This is a genomic window from Pseudoalteromonas sp. LC2018020214 (assembly GCF_016598755.1).
GTDB lineage: Bacteria > Pseudomonadota > Gammaproteobacteria > Enterobacterales > Alteromonadaceae > Pseudoalteromonas > Pseudoalteromonas distincta.
In genome coordinates this window covers 2,085,461-2,101,902 of sequence record NZ_CP066804.1, presented here as the reverse complement: position 1 = coordinate 2,101,902, position 16,442 = coordinate 2,085,461, and the positions used below count along the sequence as shown (strand labels likewise).

16 protein-coding genes are annotated in these 16,442 nt (G+C 39.6%); 9 read left to right on the top strand and 7 right to left on the bottom strand.

The window, feature by feature from the left end:
- Positions 1–86: 86 nt before the first annotated feature.
- The 5 genes from JG479_RS09265 to JG479_RS09245 all read right to left on the bottom strand — a co-directional run bounded on the left by JG479_RS09265 (position 87) and on the right by JG479_RS09245 (position 3,215).
- The gene (locus JG479_RS09265; protein WP_149592117.1) at positions 87–497 is read right to left on the bottom strand and encodes a hypothetical protein; all 411 of its coding nucleotides are present in this window, start codon (positions 495–497) and stop codon (positions 87–89) included.
- Positions 484–1,821 carry an ATP-binding protein gene (locus JG479_RS09260; protein WP_200218871.1) on the bottom strand — a complete coding sequence of 446 codons (1,338 nt, stop codon included), beginning with the start codon at positions 1,819–1,821 and terminating at the stop codon, positions 484–486. The genes JG479_RS09265 and JG479_RS09260 overlap by 14 nt, the downstream gene beginning before the upstream one ends.
- Positions 1,815–2,489 carry a response regulator transcription factor gene (locus tag JG479_RS09255; protein WP_002959806.1) on the bottom strand — a complete coding sequence of 225 codons (675 nt, stop codon included), beginning with the start codon at positions 2,487–2,489 and terminating at the stop codon, positions 1,815–1,817. Before JG479_RS09255 ends, JG479_RS09260 begins: the two co-directional genes overlap by 7 nt.
- A 3-nt stretch (positions 2,490–2,492) precedes the next feature.
- Positions 2,493–2,750 (bottom strand): PepSY domain-containing protein, encoded by a 258-nt coding sequence (locus JG479_RS09250; protein WP_200218869.1) that lies wholly within the window; start codon positions 2,748–2,750, stop codon positions 2,493–2,495.
- Between the two features lie 162 nt (positions 2,751–2,912).
- Positions 2,913–3,215 carry a YciI family protein gene (locus JG479_RS09245; RefSeq protein ID WP_200218866.1) on the bottom strand — a complete coding sequence of 101 codons (303 nt, stop codon included), beginning with the start codon at positions 3,213–3,215 and terminating at the stop codon, positions 2,913–2,915.
- 189 nt (positions 3,216–3,404) lie between these two features.
- On the opposite strand from JG479_RS09245, the gene JG479_RS09240 reads away from it, so the two are divergent.
- Positions 3,405–4,829 carry a sodium-dependent transporter gene (locus JG479_RS09240; RefSeq protein ID WP_149592120.1) on the top strand — a complete coding sequence of 475 codons (1,425 nt, stop codon included), beginning with the start codon at positions 3,405–3,407 and terminating at the stop codon, positions 4,827–4,829.
- Positions 4,830–4,966: 137 nt separating this feature from the next.
- Positions 4,967–5,419 carry a hypothetical protein gene (locus JG479_RS09235; protein WP_200218863.1) on the top strand — a complete coding sequence of 151 codons (453 nt, stop codon included), beginning with the start codon at positions 4,967–4,969 and terminating at the stop codon, positions 5,417–5,419.
- Positions 5,420–5,473: 54 nt separating this feature from the next.
- Here the strand turns inward: JG479_RS09235 and moeA are convergent, their stop codons facing one another.
- Positions 5,474–6,691, bottom strand: coding sequence for a molybdopterin molybdotransferase MoeA (gene moeA, locus JG479_RS09230; protein ID WP_200218861.1), 1,218 nt, complete (start codon positions 6,689–6,691; stop codon positions 5,474–5,476).
- A 96-nt stretch (positions 6,692–6,787) separates the two neighbouring features.
- On the opposite strand from moeA, the gene modA reads away from it, so the two are divergent.
- From modA to JG479_RS09215, 3 genes are read left to right on the top strand one after another with little or no spacing between them, the layout of a single operon-like run.
- Positions 6,788–7,489, top strand: a complete 702-nt coding sequence (gene modA, locus JG479_RS09225; RefSeq protein WP_234047844.1) for a molybdate ABC transporter substrate-binding protein — start codon at positions 6,788–6,790, stop codon at positions 7,487–7,489.
- A complete protein-coding gene (modB, locus tag JG479_RS09220) occupies positions 7,476–8,153 on the top strand; it encodes a molybdate ABC transporter permease subunit (protein WP_200218857.1) in 678 nt (225 codons plus the stop codon). Before modA ends, modB begins: the two co-directional genes overlap by 14 nt.
- Before the next feature lies 1 nt (position 8,154).
- Positions 8,155–9,183, top strand: a complete 1,029-nt coding sequence (locus tag JG479_RS09215) for an ATP-binding cassette domain-containing protein (RefSeq protein ID WP_200218848.1) — start codon at positions 8,155–8,157, stop codon at positions 9,181–9,183.
- On the opposite strand, the gene JG479_RS09210 is transcribed toward JG479_RS09215, so the two are convergent.
- Complete coding sequence (locus JG479_RS09210; RefSeq protein ID WP_200218839.1) at positions 9,184–9,942, bottom strand: HesA/MoeB/ThiF family protein; 759 nt, start codon at positions 9,940–9,942, stop codon at positions 9,184–9,186.
- A gap of 288 nt (positions 9,943–10,230) precedes the next feature.
- On the opposite strand from JG479_RS09210, the gene JG479_RS09205 reads away from it, so the two are divergent.
- The 4 genes from JG479_RS09205 to JG479_RS09190 all read left to right on the top strand — a co-directional run bounded on the left by JG479_RS09205 (position 10,231) and on the right by JG479_RS09190 (position 16,422).
- Entirely contained in the window at positions 10,231–11,700 is a 1,470-nt protein-coding gene (locus JG479_RS09205) for a NarK family nitrate/nitrite MFS transporter (protein WP_200218837.1), read from the top strand.
- 13 nt (positions 11,701–11,713) lie between these two features.
- Entirely contained in the window at positions 11,714–13,456 is a 1,743-nt protein-coding gene (locus JG479_RS09200; protein ID WP_200218834.1) for a bifunctional protein-serine/threonine kinase/phosphatase, read from the top strand.
- 9 nt (positions 13,457–13,465) lie between these two features.
- Complete coding sequence (locus JG479_RS09195; protein ID WP_200218832.1) at positions 13,466–14,659, top strand: alginate export family protein; 1,194 nt, start codon at positions 13,466–13,468, stop codon at positions 14,657–14,659.
- A 239-nt stretch (positions 14,660–14,898) separates the two neighbouring features.
- Positions 14,899–16,422: an FAD-dependent oxidoreductase gene (locus JG479_RS09190; protein WP_200218830.1), complete on the top strand. Its 1,524-nt coding sequence runs from the start codon at positions 14,899–14,901 to the stop codon at positions 16,420–16,422.
- Positions 16,423–16,442: the final 20 nt, after the last annotated feature.

Here is a 16,442-nt window from a genome sequence, read left to right as displayed (position 1 = left end):
GTAGATAGTTTGTTTTGATATAAATAAATTGTCAAGTAGGCTAGAGAGAGCTGCAAACGCAACTAATTTGGTTTGCCTAAGTTACGTTAAAATGGGTGTTTTAGTGATTCCGTAAATTGATTTATAAGCTCAATTTCACAGAGTTTATAGCTAATGGCTGCTGTTGTCGCATTAGGTAGTTTTATTAAGTAACGCCATTGGCAGGCGCTTTCTAGGTACTTTTCATTATTTTTAATGCTGCGCATAAATAACGGTAACACTTGCGTATTGCCTGTGCTTTCTTGTGATTTAGTTAGCTCATATTTACGCTTTTGTATCCAACTGCCTTGTGCTTGCTTTGCTTTATCAATCTGGGTGTCTAAGCATTGAATATACCGCTTAGCTTCATCGGTTGTTGCTTTAGCAGCTAAAGTACATGCTTCATCTGCAAAGCTGTACTGGCTTGAAGCTAATAGCACAATAGCAGTGAGTTTTAATAACCAGCTACTTTTTGTCATTGTAATTAAACTCTAAAATAAATTGAGCGCCAGCTAAGTTATCAGCATCAGTAATGGTAAGTGTTCCGTGATAAGACTTAACTAAGTCAGATACAATCGCCATGCCTACGCCATGTCCGCTATCGTATGTGTCGAGGCGAGTACCGCGTGTAAGTAAAGATTCACGTTTGTCCTCTGGTACGCCAGGGCCATCATCGCTAATTCCAATACACAAAGTTTTGCTTTGAATAACTTGTATTGCTACTTGTGAGCGACACGCTTTACAAGCGTTATCAATCAGGTTGCCGAGTAATTCCATTAAATCTGTTTGGTCACCTAAAAAGTAATCTTTTTCGGTTACGGTGCAGGTAAAAATAATATCTTTATCACGGTATACTTTTGCCATAGCACTGAGTATTGAATCAAGTACAGGCTTGACTGGTGTTTGTTTTTTCCAGGTATCAGATGCACCCGTTGCGGCACGTTTTAATTGGTGTTCGATCATCACATTAATGCGGTCGAGTTGTTCTTGTGCATCGGCATCGTTTGCCAATGGACTTGATTTTAGTACCGCAAGCGGTGTTTTAAGAGCATGAGCAAGGTCGCTTAATGAGGCTCTGTAACGTTCTTTTTGGCGTTGTTGCGACTCAAGTAGCAAGTTTAGGTCTGCTTTTATTGTTTGCAGTTCTACAGGGTAAAGGCCTTTAATTTCTTGAATATCACCCGATTCAATCGCTTTTATTTCTTTATCGAGTCGTTGGAGTGGGCGAGCGCTCCAAATAAAACCAATTGCCATCAGACCTGCAATTGCAATGCCCATTATAAACATCCAATCTACAAGGGTCTGCTTAAAGCCATCCATTAAACGAAGTAGAGCGTCATTACGTTTAACTAATATAAAACGAGCTTGTTCTGATTGGTCTATGTTATTTAAAATTACTGTTAGGCTAAGTTGCCAGTACGCGGTGTTATTATACTCCACGCGCCTAAAATCTGCGGCACCGGCTTTGGTTTCTATTTGCTCTGGTACATAGTTTAAATTTACAGCCGATTCTGAGTTCCAAACAGGGTCATCATCGCGGTAAATCATTGCGTAGGTATCTGAATTTAATCTGTTTAACTCAGGCGCTAAAATAGTGCTGGGCATAATAATACCATGCTCAGTAAAGTCGACTTCAGATATTAGCGAGTAAAGCTGTGCTTCGAGAGTTTTTTCTGTCGCATCAACAAGTGAAGCGTAATACGCTTTGCCAATTGAATAAAATAAGATAGGGAGCGCGACTAATAAAACAAAGACAAGGATAAATCCTTGCCTTATTTTTAACGATATTTGCGGTATTACCACTGGCTTTTAAGCCTGTAACCACGCCCACGTAGCGTCTCTACTGGGTTTAGTACGCCATCAGGGTCAAGCTTTTTACGCAAACGTAGTACAAATACTTCAATTACGTTTGAATCAAGATCGAAATCTTGGTCGTAAATATGCTCAGTAAGTTCTGATTTAGAAATTACTTTTTGCGGATTTACCATTAAGTATTCAAGTACTTTATATTCGTAAGCTGTAAGGCTAAGCTCTTTATCATCAACCCATACTTGTTGTGAACGTGTATGAATTTTAATTGGGCCCGCAGTCATTTCTGGATTTGCTTTACCAGCACTGCGACGAATTAATGCATTACAACGTGCAATAAGTTCTTCAACATGAAATGGTTTGGTAAGGTAGTCATCAGCACCTGCATCTAAACCTTCTACTTTATCTTGCCAGCGATCGCGCGCTGTTAAGATTAAAATAGGGATAGTAATGCCTTGTGCCCGTGCTTTATTTATTAGCTCAATACCGTCTATTTTAGGTAAACCTAAATCAACTACGGCCATATCAAGCGGGTATTCTGTAATGTGGAAAAGACCTGCTTCACCGTCGTGGCATAAATCCACGCTGTAACGTTCTTTTTCTAAAGCATTACGTAGGTTATCTGCTAAATGTAAATCGTCTTCAATAACTAAAATTCGCATTTGTTAATCCTTTTTCACTTCGCCGGTTTTTTTATTTATATGTAAATCAACGACGTGGCCGTCAGATTTGAGTATTCGTACGGTATAAAAATCTGTTTTTTCGGTAATTTTTAAGGTCTTACCGCCTACTGTTTTCTTTGCAAGTATTACGGCTTTCTTTTTGTCCACCTTAGCATGAGATGCTTGGGCGGCCGTCGCTGCTTGAGCAAAGTTAGCTAAGCTAACACAAGCAATAAAACCGAGGCTTAATAATACGCGCATAATGGAAAACTCCTAGACCAGACCCACTTAGTTTAATGAACTAAGTTACTAAAATTCAAGTAAAAACGCTAAATTCGCTTTTATCTTGGTAATTTTAATTAAAATCTTGTGAACAAACCCTGAATTACAGTGCAACGCACGCTCTTAGGGCTTAATACACCTTTAAGCAGGGAACACTTTTTTGAAAGGTTTTACCACTGTATTTTCATAGATGCCAGCGGCAACGTAAGGGTCAGCTGCTGCCCATTCTCGAGCGGCTTCAATTGACTCAAACTCAGCAACAACTAATGAACCGGTAAAACCTACTTCTTGAGGATCTTCACTATCGATTGCCGGAAACGGGCCTGCAGTAAGTAAACGATTTTGAGAATCAAGCTCACTCAGGCGTGCTAAATGCGCTGGGCGTGCTGCTTTTCTAAGCTCTAAGCTATTTTCAACATCTGTTGAGTGAATCATGTACAACATAAGTAATCTCATAAAAATTGTTAAATTTGATTAACGCAATACTACCACAGCGTTGAAAATTGGTGAATTAAAAGCGTATTTACACAGGTTTACACATCGATTTTATTTTTACACTGTAATTGCTTGAAAATCTCTGTGTAACACTGGTAGAGTCCCTGAAATATACAAAATAATAAAAAGGTTTTAAGCATGAGCGAAAATAGAGAACGATTTAGTTCCCGTCTCGGATTCATATTAGCGGCAGCAGGTTCGGCTGTTGGTATTGGTAATTTAGTTGGCTTTCCGGTTTCTGCTACTAAAAATGGCGGCGGCGCATTTTTATTAATTTACGCTTTATTTGTCGTATTCATTTGTTTACCAGTCATGATGGCTGAAATGGCAATGGGTCGTAACGCTCAAAAAGATCCACTTGGTTCGTATAAACTATTATCAAATAACGATAAAAAGTGGAAGTTTGCAGGTTTTTTAGCCGTGCTTACACCATTTATGATTGCTGTATTTTATATGGTAATTACGGTTTGGATTTTTGGCTATTTAACGCAAACAGGCCTAGGTAATTTAGACTTATTAGCAGATCCCGGCCACTTTGGTGTTTTTATTAATAGTTACACTGTGTTCGGTTATATGGCCGTTGTAGTTATTATGGTGAACTTAATTTTATTAGGCGGTGTTAAGCAGGGCATAGAAAAAGCCGCTAAGTTTTTAATGCCCGCTTTATTGGTTATGCTGCTCGCCCTCGTTATTTATGTATTAACGCTTGATAACGCAATGGCTGGCGTTAAATACTATATTATTCCTGATTTTTCTAAAATGAATGCAAGCGTCTTAAATGGCGCATTAAGCCAAGCGTTTTTCTCACTATCTTTGGGAATGGGTATCCTAATGACTTACGCGTCGTATATTTCTAAAAAGGATGACATTGTAAGTAGCGCTAAAATGGTTGCTATTACTGACTCACTCGTTGCGTTTGTAGCGGGTTTAATGGTGCTACCCGCTATATTTAGTTTTGATCCAAATACAGACCCTGCAGCACTTTCTGACTCGTCCGTATCCATGATTTTTGTTTACTTACCTAAAATTTTATTAGCACTGCAAAATGATATTGGCTATGTAGGTGCATCTATTGTTGCATTTTCGTTCTTCTTATTAGTATTTTTTGCAGCGATTACCTCGCTTGTTTCAATAGTAGAAGTCCCGACTGCAACCCTAAGTGACCGCAAAGGTATTAGCCGTAAAAAAGCATTGGGCATTCTTACACTTTCAACCGGTGTACTTACTATTTTATGTACAACGTCGTTTGGTATGATTGACAGCCTTACATCAGTGACAAGCTACGGCGGTGTTAATAAGAGCTTTTTTGATATTATTGTTGATGTATTTTACGACACAATTTTACCGCTTAATGGTTTAATGGTGTGTTTGTTTGTAATGTATCGCTGGAAAAAAGCACGCTTAACACAAGAGCTAAGCTTAGGTTCGCCTAATTATGCAGGAAGCTTTATGGAAAAATACGTTAACTTTTCACTTTCAACGTTTATTCCTGTTATTTTAGCTGTGATATTTATTAATACAGTGGCGACTAAGTTTTTTGATTTAAAAATATTTGGTTTTTAATAAACCTCTTTAAAACTTGTTGAATAATATAATGCCGCTCAGTTAAGCTTAGCGGCATTTTTTATAGGCATTTTTTATAGGCATTTTTTATAGGCGTTTTTTACAGGTATCTGATCTAACTATTAAAGGGATTTAAAATGAATAAAATTATTGTTGGGTTTGCTTTTGCTATCTCATCATTCGGCGCACTTGCACAAAGTGCTGATGGTTGGCCTGAAGGCGGTGCAATGCACACCGGCATTACTTATAATTTAGAGGGTAATAGGTACAAAACTAAAATCAGTAAAATGATGGATGAAATTTACCCGCAACTAACTGATGATTACCAAGTAGACGCAGTTAAAGCCCAAATAACAGCATGGGAGCAGTATATAGATGCTACATGTAACGTTGTTGGCATAGCAACGGGTGCCGGTGGCTCTTGGCCCTCAACGTATAGTGTTAAATGCCAAAGAAGCCTAAGTTATGACAGATATTTTGCGACTAAAAACGCGCTGAAGTGCGTTAATAGATTAAGCAAAGAAGAGTTCGTAGGGCGTAGCGAAAAGTTAAATTGTTTAATTCAAACATTAAATATAAAAATATTTTAAGGTTTGCAATCGTGCTACAGCTAAATTATAAAGTTAGCTGTAGCATGTTAGGCTTTATAGCAACTCAATGCTTACTGTTGCGCCTTTTTCGATATTGCCGCTTTGTGCTGGCACTACAATTAAGCAGTTAGCTTTACTAAGCGACGAAAGTACACCCGAGCCCTGTTTATTAAACGGGGCAACTACCAAGTCTCCTTGCTCGTTAATTGTTGCTGTACCGCGCTGAAAGTCAGCTCTACCTGGGCGTTTTTTAATAACGGATGTAGTAACCGCGTTAAAGCGCATTTTAGGATTTACGTCACCAAGCCCCGACAGCTTTTGCAGTGCAGGCTCTACTAACTGATTAAACGTAACAGCAGCCGACACAGGGTTGCCTGGCAAGCCAAAAAAGTAACTGTTAGCTAGTTTACCAAAGGCAAAAGGTTTGCCTGGTTTCATGGCTATTTTCCAAAAGTGAATATTGCCAATTTCGTTGAGCACTTCTTTCGTAAAGTCGGCTTCACCAACCGATACACCACCTGAGCTTATTACGGCATCGGCAAGTTCGTTCGCTTTTAAAAATGCATTGGTGATGAGTTCTTTGTCATCAGGGATAATTCCTAAATCAAGCACGTCTATATTTTTTTGTTGCAGCGCACTAATAATAACAGCGCGGTTGCTTTCAAAAATAGCGCCTTGTTTAAGCGGCTGACCAGGTTCAATTAGCTCATCGCCGGTAGAAAGTACTGCTATTTTTAAGTTTCTTACCACGTCTATATTGGCAATTCCTAAAGAGGCAAGTAATCCCACATCAACGGCTTTTAATTTATCGCCTGCTTTTAAAATAACGTCGTCTATCGCAATATCTTCGCCAGCAAAACGCACGTTTTCGTTTAGTTTTGGTTGCGCGGTAAACGTAATTTTATCACCATCAACCGAGGCGTTTTCTTGCATTACAACGCCGTTAGCGCCTGGTGCAATGGCGGCGCCGGTCATTATTCTTACGCATTGCCCTGGGGTAAGCGTTCCTTCAAAAACTTGACCTGCAAACACACTACCTACTTGTGTGTAGGTTAAGCTTTTATCTGAAATACACAGCGCATAGCCATCCATTGCAGAGTTGTTATGAGCGGGTACGTTTATAGTTGATTTAACATCGCTTGCTAAAACGCGATCAACACTTTGCATTATAGAAATGGTTTCAACGTCTTTAATAGGCGTTATTGTGCCAAGTATATTTTGTATTGCAGTTTCAATTGGTAATAAACCGGGTGCATTGCAAACATCGTTCATATATATTGCTTACTTAAATCATTTTATTTTGAAACAATACTTATAATGTCAAAGCTTTACAATACATGGTTGGGTTATTTTTTGTGTGTGATATGCATGTTTTCGTGCAGCGTAAACGCAAAAGAAACGCTGCAAGTAGCCGTAGCAAGTAATTTTAAAACTGTATTGCAAACCCTACTAAAAAAATCCCCATTACCTAATGTTGACGTGAAAATATCAGCCGCTTCTAGCGGTGTTTTATATTCGCAAATAGTGCATGGCGCGCCATTTGATGTGTTTTTATCAGCTGACGATTTTCGCCCGCAATCGCTTATTAAAGAAGGCTATGCCGAGCAAAGCAGTTTAATTACTTACGCGTTAGGCGAACTTGCTTTGTGGCAACCAAAAGCTGAAAAAGTAAATGATAAAGTAGCCATTGCTAATCCGCGTTTTTCACCATACGGACGTGCCTCAGAGCATTACGCGAATAACCATTTTAAAAAACCAATAAATTATGTGTACGGTAATAATATTACGCATGCGTTTCAGTTTGTGCAAAGCGGTAATGTAGGGGTAGGGCTGGTGGCTGTTTCATCACTAAAGGCGGCTTACAGTAACTCGCAAGATCAAAAATATTTAGATTATACCGTGCTGCCTACCAATCAATATCCCGATATAATTCAACAAGGTGTTATTATTAGCTCGACTAAAAAGCATGCTAGCGCTAAGCAACTTATGCAATTTTTAATGATGGACGCTACGCAGCAGCAATTAATTGAATTAGGTTACAGAATAAAGGACAACAATGCTTCAAAGTGATTTAACCGCGCTGTGGTTAACTATAAAACTTGCCTTTATAACCGCAGTACTCCTTCTTGTTTTTTGTATTCCAGTTGCTTACAAGCTCGCTGGATATAACGGTAAATTTAAACCATTTTTAGAGGCATTAATTGCAATGCCTTTAGTGCTGCCGCCTACGTTATTAGGGTTTTATTTACTTGTTTTATTTTCGCCTGATCACATTTTTGGGCAGTTTTGGTTTTGGCTAACGGGTACGCAGCTTGCGTTTAGTTTTCAGGGCGTAGTTATAGGCTCGCTTTTTTATTCGCTGCCTTTTGTAATGCAGCCTCTTGTGGCTGGGTTTAAGCATATTAATCAAACCTATAACGAAGCTGCCATTGCGCTTGGGTTAAGCCCGTTTAAACGCTTTGTGCATTTAATTATTCCGCTTTTAAAACCCAGTATTGGTAGCGCATTTGCTTTAGGCTTTGCGCATACATTGGGTGAGTTTGGTTTGGTATTAATGATTGGCGGTAATATTCAGGGGCAAACACAGGTGGTGTCTATTGCGCTTTATGATCATGTTGAATCATTAAATTATACGGCGGCGCATCAGCTTTCACTTATTTTACTGGCAATTTCGTTTGCCTGTTTAGTGCTGTTATTTAAGTTTAATAAAAGCATTGTAGGGGTTAAGCAATAACATGATTAAGTTAAGCCTTTTTAAAGCACTCAATAATTTTGATTTAGATATAAACCTTGAGCTTGAGTCGTTTAATGTACTGGGTGTTTACGGGCCTTCTGGCTCGGGTAAGTCAACATTACTGCGTTGTATTAGTGGTTTAGAGCCTGCAAAAAGCGTTTACATTAATAATCAGCCAGTGCATGAGTTGCTAAGTGATAAACGCGGTATAACGCTTCAGTTGCAATCGTGCCCGTTGTTTCCTCATTTAGATGTTGCAGGTAATTTAGCGTTTACACAAAAACACTGCGGAAATAAGCAAACAAGCTTAACGCTTCAATACGTTGTTAAAGCACTTGAATTACAAGATTTACTAAATCGTGATGTACAAAGCTTATCGGGCGGCGAACGCCAACGTGTAGTATTTGCGCGCACTTTGCTTGCCGGCCAAAAATTTATAATGCTTGATGAGCCTTTTAGTGCGCTTGATTGGTCATTGCGTTTTAAAACGCTCACTAAACTCAATGAGTTAGCCGTTAAGTTTAATATTAAATTTATAATAGTAAGCCACTCATTAAAAGAGCTGCTATTTTGCTGCGATACCCTTATCCAGCTTGATAAAGGTAAGGTGATAAACCAAGGTGCAAGTGCGCACGTTGCAAAAGCTATTTATGCAAACGATAGGCAAACACCGCTGAGCTTAATTAATTACGATGTGGTTAAATTTGACGAAGGCTACGGGCTATATCAACTACAATTACAGCAAAGTGAGCAACCGCTTTTTGTGCTTCCTGCACTTGTAGATAGCAGTAATAAGCTAATTATAGAAAGTGAGCAAATGTCGTTTAGTGCGTTAATGCCTGAACAAACAACGCATAGCAATGTTTTAAAGTCGGTATTAACTCAGGTTGAGCTTATTAATAATAAGTGGCAGTTAACGCTGAATGTAGATGGGCAAACCTTGTTTGGTTTGGTTTCAAGGCGAGTGTGGGACAAAAACGACTTTAAAGTGGGCAATGTGCTTTATACAACAATCCATAATTTAGAATAACTAAATGCTGCACACCGCACACTGACTGTTTTTAGCTATTTTAAAACGATTAAATTCCATGCTTAAACCATCTACCAGCAATAAATGTTCGCTTAAGCCGCTGGGTAAACCAGCAAGCATTTTTAGCGCTTCAGTCGCCTGAATACTGCCTATTAGCCCTACAATAGGAGAGAGCACACCGGATTCTGAGCAGCTTTGTGTTTGTTCACTAAAAAATTGTGATAAACAACCATAACAGTGGCTGTTTCCATCCATAGTAAAACACGCGACTTGTCCTTCCATACGTATTGCAGAGCCTGACACTAGCGGAACTTTAGCTTTAAAACAGGCGCTATTAAGTGCATTGCGCGTTGCTAGGTTATCTGAGCAATCAATCACTATATCAATGTTATTAAATAGCTGTTCTGTAGAGGTATTTACATCAAAAAATGCCTCAATGGTTTTTATATCTATTTCACTATTAAGTGCGCTGAGCTGTTTTTTAGCAGCACTGCATTTTGAGCTACCAATATCACTTTCTTTATACAGTATTTGCCTTTGCAGGTTGGTCACGTCTATTTCATCGTTATCAACTAGGGTAAGCGTCCCAACGCCAGATGCTGCTAAGTATTGACTTACTGCACAACCAAGCCCACCCACACCAATAATTAAAGCATGCGATTGCCATAGTCGCTCTTGTCCGTCTATATCAAGCTGCGGGAGCATAATGTGCCGAGAATAGCGCAGTTGCTGCTGGTAAGTTAGCGGTGTTTTTTGCATTTTCAAACTTCTCATACTTTTTTTGAACAATACCAATTTGTTAAATCCTAGAGCAAGTAGTAACGCTTTTTATTTGCACTGTAACAGCCCATACCCCCTCACTCATATAGTGCAACTATAACGCATTAAAAAAATAAATACATATAACCAACTGAAATATATGGTTTTTAATTAGTGGCTCAGTAATTGCTGTATTGGGTTAACTAAAATTTAACAAACATTGGGCTGCTACTCATATAAAAGAGTGGGGCATTTACAAAACAATAATACGTTTACGAGGAAATAAACATGCAACCGAGTTCTGGATTTAACTTAATATCCTTCAAAGGAAAAATGAAAGTATTACATCTGAGTTGGATGGTCTTTTTTGTGTCATTTTTTGTATGGTTTAACCATGCTCCTTTATTGGGTGCTATTGCGGGCTCGCTTGGTATTACCATGGCGCAAGTTAAAACATTACTAATTTTAAATGTAGCGTTAACTATTCCTGCCCGTGTTGTGGTGGGTATGCTGACCGATAAATTTGGCCCTCGGATTGTTTATGCGGCGCTACTTATTACCTGTAGTATTCCGTGTTTTATGTTTGCTATGGCAACCACATTTGAACAAGCCGCTATAGCGCGTTTTGCGCTAGGTTTTATTGGTGCTGGCTTTGTTGTGGGCATTCGTATGGTGAGTGAATGGTTTCCAGCTAATGAGTTGGGCATAGCAGAAGGTATTTATGGCGGTTGGGGTAACTTTGGTTCAGCAGCAGCGGCTATGTTACTGCCAATTATTGCACTTATGTTTGGTGGCGAAGATGGTTGGCGTTACGCAGTAGGTTTAACGGGTGTATTAAGCGTTATATTTGGTATTATTTGGTACTTAAATGTAACCGATACACCAAAAGGCGGTACATACTTTAAACCTAAAAAAGTAGGCGCAATGGAAGTAACCAGTAAAGGCGACTTTGTATTACTGCTTATTATGAAAATTCCTATGTATGGTGCATTAGCATTACTTACTTGGAAGCTTTCACCAACCGGTGCTAACCTAATTTCGGCTAATTTTGTACTTGCCGTGTATGCTTTTTTAGTTCTGCTTTATGTTTACGAAGTGTATAAAACCTTTGACGTAAATGGTCATATCTTTAAAGAGCCTGTACCCGAGTCGCATCGTTATGAGTTTAAGCAAGTAGCTGTTTTAAATATTTTATATTTTACAACCTTTGGTTCTGAGCTGGCGGTTGTATCTATGTTGCCACTGTTTTTTATGGATGTGTTTGGTCTTGATATGGTGTATGCGGGTATTTTAGCTTCTGCTTATGCATTTATGAACTTAGCTTCTCGCCCTGGTGGCGGTTGGATTTCAGATAAATTAGGTCGTCGTATAACACTTATTGTACTTACAACGGGCCTTGCTGTTGGTTATTTTGTAATGGGCTTGGTTGATGCATCTTGGCCTTTATGGCTTGCAGTTGTTGCGGCTATGGCATGTTCGTTCTTTGTGCAAGCAGGTGAAGGCGCTGTATTTGCAGCAGTACCGCTAATTAAGCGTCGTTTAACTGGGCAAATTGCAGGTATGACAGGCGCATACGGTAATGTGGGTGCAGTAGTTTACTTAACGGCATTGTCACTTGTTGATTATCAAACCTTCTTTTTCATTATTGCGGGTAGTGCATTACTTGGCCTAGCTGCACTGTTTTTTATGAAAGAACCAGACGGACATATTACCGAAGTAAATGAAGACGGCACCGTTGAACTTATTTCAGTGACTTAAGGCATTATTGACTATGTTTGATGAAACACTCCACGCTAAAGCGCTTGAAAATGAACTCAACGTTTCATTTGGTGGGCACAGTGCTAAAGGGTTAAAAGCAGAAAACCAAGATGCGTTTGCAGCTCTTAATACCAAAGCGCAAGAAAAAGAGTCTAAAGGCGTTATTGCCTGCTTAGCCGATGGGTGTTCATCAGCAAAAAATGCTAAACAAGCGTCTCAACTTTCGGTTACTCATTTTATAAATGAGTATTTAAATACCCCCGAAAGTTGGGCGGTTAAAAAGTCAGTGTCGAAGGTGTTAGCAAGTTTAAATCAGTGGCTTTATTCGCAGTCGGTTAATTACAATCACTTAGGTCAGCGCCAAGCCGATTGGATGACGACTTTTACAGCACTTATTTTAAAGTCGGCAACGGGTTATATATTTCACTTAGGTGATACGCGTATTACTCGCTTGCGAGGAAATAAAATAGAGGCAATAACACGGGATCACAAAGTAAACGATACGCTAACGCGTGCACTTGGCGCACAACTTCATCAAGAAATAGATGTATACGAGGTTGACCTAAAAGCAGATGATATTTATATATTAACCTGCGATGGCATACACGATGTGCTTCCAAGTAGTGATATAGCTAAATTAATTAACGAGCACACTAATTTAGAAAATGCAGCTAAAGCAATTACCGAACTTGCATTAGCACGAGGCAGTGACGACAACGTAAGTTGTTTGCTTGTAAAAGTAGAAAATATTGCCGAGCAAAAGTTAGATGAGCTTTATCATTCGCTAACACGACGAAAAATTCCACCTGCGCTTAATGTTGGGCAAAAAATTGATGACTACACGGTTATTCGTAAATTACATGCCAGTAGTCGCTCGCACATTTATTTAGTGCAACAAGCGCCCGATATACCGCCAGTGGTTTTAAAAGCACCTTCGGTTAATTTTGAAGACGATGTGCACTACCTTCAAGGCTTTATAAGAGAAGGCTGGGTAGGGCAACGCATAAACCATTTAAACGTGATGAAAGTACTGAGTACGCAATCGCAAAGTCGTTTTTTGTATCATATTTGTGAGTACATGGACGGGCAAACACTCAGTGATTGGAAGCACGACGTGCCGCACCCAGAAATAACTCAAGTACGCAGTATTATTGAACAAATAGTACATGCACTAAGGGCGTTTCAGCGACTCGATATGGTGCATCGCGATTTAAAACTCGATAACGTAATGATAGATGCGCACGGTAAAGTAACGCTAATAGATTACGGCACAGTAAGTGTTGCGGCTATGGACGAGTCGGTTAAACAAATTGCGGATGATTGCCCGCAAGGCACTGCCGACTACACTGCACCCGAAACACTCATTACTATGCACGCCGATTTTAAAAGTGATTTGTTTTCACTTGGCGTGATTGCATACGAGTTACTGTGCTCAAAATTGCCTTATAAACCACTGCCACTTAACCACGTAGCGCCAAAAGATTACAGCCATTGGCACTACACAAGTATTCGTAAATACAGAGCCGATATTCCGTTTTGGTTAGATCAAGCCCTTATGAAGGCGCTTGCCCCTAGACCAGAGCTCAGATACCAAGCTTTTTCTGAGTTTATAAACGATATCAACAAACCTAATCCTTATTTAGAAAGTACCGCTAATAAAAGTTCAATAATGAAACGCGATCCAGTTATGGTGTGGAAATGTATTTCGCTGTGTTTATTTATTGCTTTGGTATGTGTATTAATAATTAAAACTTAGAGAACCAAAATGCTTAACTATAAGAACAACTTACCTATTATTTTTATACTGGGTTGCTTCACTGCGCCTTCAATAAGCCAAGCTTCGCAAACTGATCTTGATTTTAGACTGCGTTTTGAAAGCGTTGATCAAAACAATGCTCTAAAAGATGCAAGCGGCTTAACACTTAGAACCCGCTTAACGCATCAAACAGATGAGGTAAATGGTTTTTCAGCCCTTATTGAAGTAGAAGACACTCGCAGCCTATTGGGCGTAGATGATTACAATAATACAGTGGGTAAAAATACCGATTACTCAGTTATTGCCGATCCAGAAACCACTGAGATTGATCAAGGCTTTGTTAAATATACCCGCGATGGCCTATCGCTAAAAGTAGGACGCCAAGTAATAGCCCTTGATGGGCAGCGTTTTGTTGGGCACGTAGGTTGGCGCCAAGATAGGCAAACATTTGATGCAGCAACCATTAATTACGCATTTAACAACATCGATTTACAATACAGTTATTTAAATAAGCGTAACCGCATATTTGCTGACGATAAAGATATTAAATCGTCCGATCATCTAATTAATGCAAGTTTTAAAACAGACTACGGTAAAGTGGTTTTATACAGTTACTTATTAAGTGACGATGCACTACAAGATGACAGTTTAGACACTTATGGCGTTTCTTTTAATGGTAATAAAACCCTAAACGACATAAAATTTTATTACAAAGCGGAGTATGCAACGCAGTCTGCTTCAACAGGCGTGAGTGATTTTGATGCCGATTACTATGCACTTGAAGGTGCAGTCGATTTAAATGGTTTGGGAATAAAAACAGTAACATTAAAAGTCGGCATAGAATCACTTGGCTCAGACAATAGCGATTACGGGTTTGCAACGCCGCTTGCCACGTTACATAAATTTAATGGTTGGGCAGATACGTTTTTAAATACACCCACACAAGGCTTGGACGACACTTACATAAGCTTAAACGGTAAAGCGTTTGACGGAAAATGGCTGGTGGCTTATCACAGTTTTGATGCTAATGAGCAATCAAATGGGGTTGACGATTTAGGTACTGAACTAAACGTACAATATGTTAAACCTATTAATAAACAATATGCAGTAGGTGTTAAATACGCTGATTACTCAGCGGGCGATACTGCTGCTAATAAAGTCGATACTCAAAAATTGTGGGTATGGATGAGCGCTAAATTTTAACCCTTTGTTGTACTTAATTTCCCTTCTAACTTTCTTCATTAATTTATAGCGATACAAGATGGTGCAATTGCACCATCTTGTGGGGCTTTATGCTTTTCACCTCTGCACCAGTATGGGCAACCTGCTGATTTTAAACGCTTATATATTTGGCTTACATATTGCTATAACAATCCTATAACAAATTATTCGATGTCAGTTTTAGTCAATCACTAAAGTAGATATCATTTTAAGGTGAGTAAATGCTAAGCAAGCAGCGTGTTGTAGTGGTAGGAAACGGAATGGTGGGGCATCATTTTGTGCAGCAGCTAGTTTCTCAAAATCAAGCTGATGAACAATTTGAGATTACGGTACTTAGCGGTGAAGACCGTTTAGCGTATGACCGCGTACAACTATCCTCTTTTTTTAAAGGCAAAACCGCAGACGACCTCGCACTTACATGCAATAAAACCTATGACGATTGGCAAGTACGCTTTCATACTCATTCTAAAGTGGTTGATATAAATCGTGATACGCAAACTGTAACGACCGCTAAAGGTGAGTTGTTTGAATACGACAAGCTTGTGCTTGCTACAGGTTCATTCCCATTTGTACCTCCTATACCGGGTAAAGATCGCGAGCATTGCCTTGTTTATCGCACCATTAACGATTTACACGCAATAAAAAATTCAGCCCACGGCAGCAAAGTAGGCGTGGTAATTGGTGGCGGTTTACTGGGGCTTGAAGCTGCAAACGCATTAAAGCAACTGGGTCTGCATACTCACGTAATAGAATTTGCACCGCAACTTATGGGCGTACAAGTTGATGCGGGGGGCGGTCGGTTACTAAAAAACAAAATTACAGACTTGGGCGTTACTGTGCATACATCGGTAGCAACCGAGGAAATAGTAGAGGGTGAAAGTTGCCGTTACAAAATGTGTTTTAAGGGCGGTAAAACCCTTGAAACCGACATGATTGTATTTTCGGCGGGTATTCGCCCTTATGATAATTTGGCCCGCGAGTTTAATTTAGAGTTAGGCGAGCGTGGCGGTATTGTAATTAATAACCACTGCCAAACGAGCGATAAAAACATATACGCTATTGGTGAATGTGCACTGTGGAATAATTTTATTTTTGGCTTAGTGGCACCTGGTTACGCCATGGCTAAAATAGCAGTTGGTCATATTTTACAAGATACGCAGCAAGGTAGTTTACAAAGTACTGGCTTAGACAATAAAGCCGATGAATTTAGCGGTGCCGATATGAGCACCAAGCTTAAATTAATGGGTGTTGAAGTAGGCTCTATCGGCGATGCGCATGCACGCAGCGAAGGCGCAATAAGCTATTACTTTGAAGACCAAGCCAATGGTATTTATAAAAAAATAGTCACTAATTCACAAAGTAATAAGCTGATTGGCGCGGTACTTGTTGGCGATACCAGCGATTACGACAATTTGCTGCAATATCATTTAAACGACATTGAACTTACCACCGATCCCGAAGCGCTCATTATGCCCCTTGCCGGCGACATAGCAGAGCTAAGCGCCGATGACTTGCCTGATGACGCCATTATTTGCGCGTGTCATAAAGTAACCAAACACACCATTGAACAATCAGTTTCTAACGGCTGCATAGATTTGGCAAGTGTGCAGCAAAGCACCAAAGCCAGTACAGGTTGTGGAGGGTGTGAAAAGCTCGTTCAAAACGTAATAAACAGCGCGCTCGCTAAAGCAAGTAACACTATTAACGTAGTTACCCTTAATGAGCCTGTAAAACAGCCTGCATAAATTAAAGCACACTAAAAGAG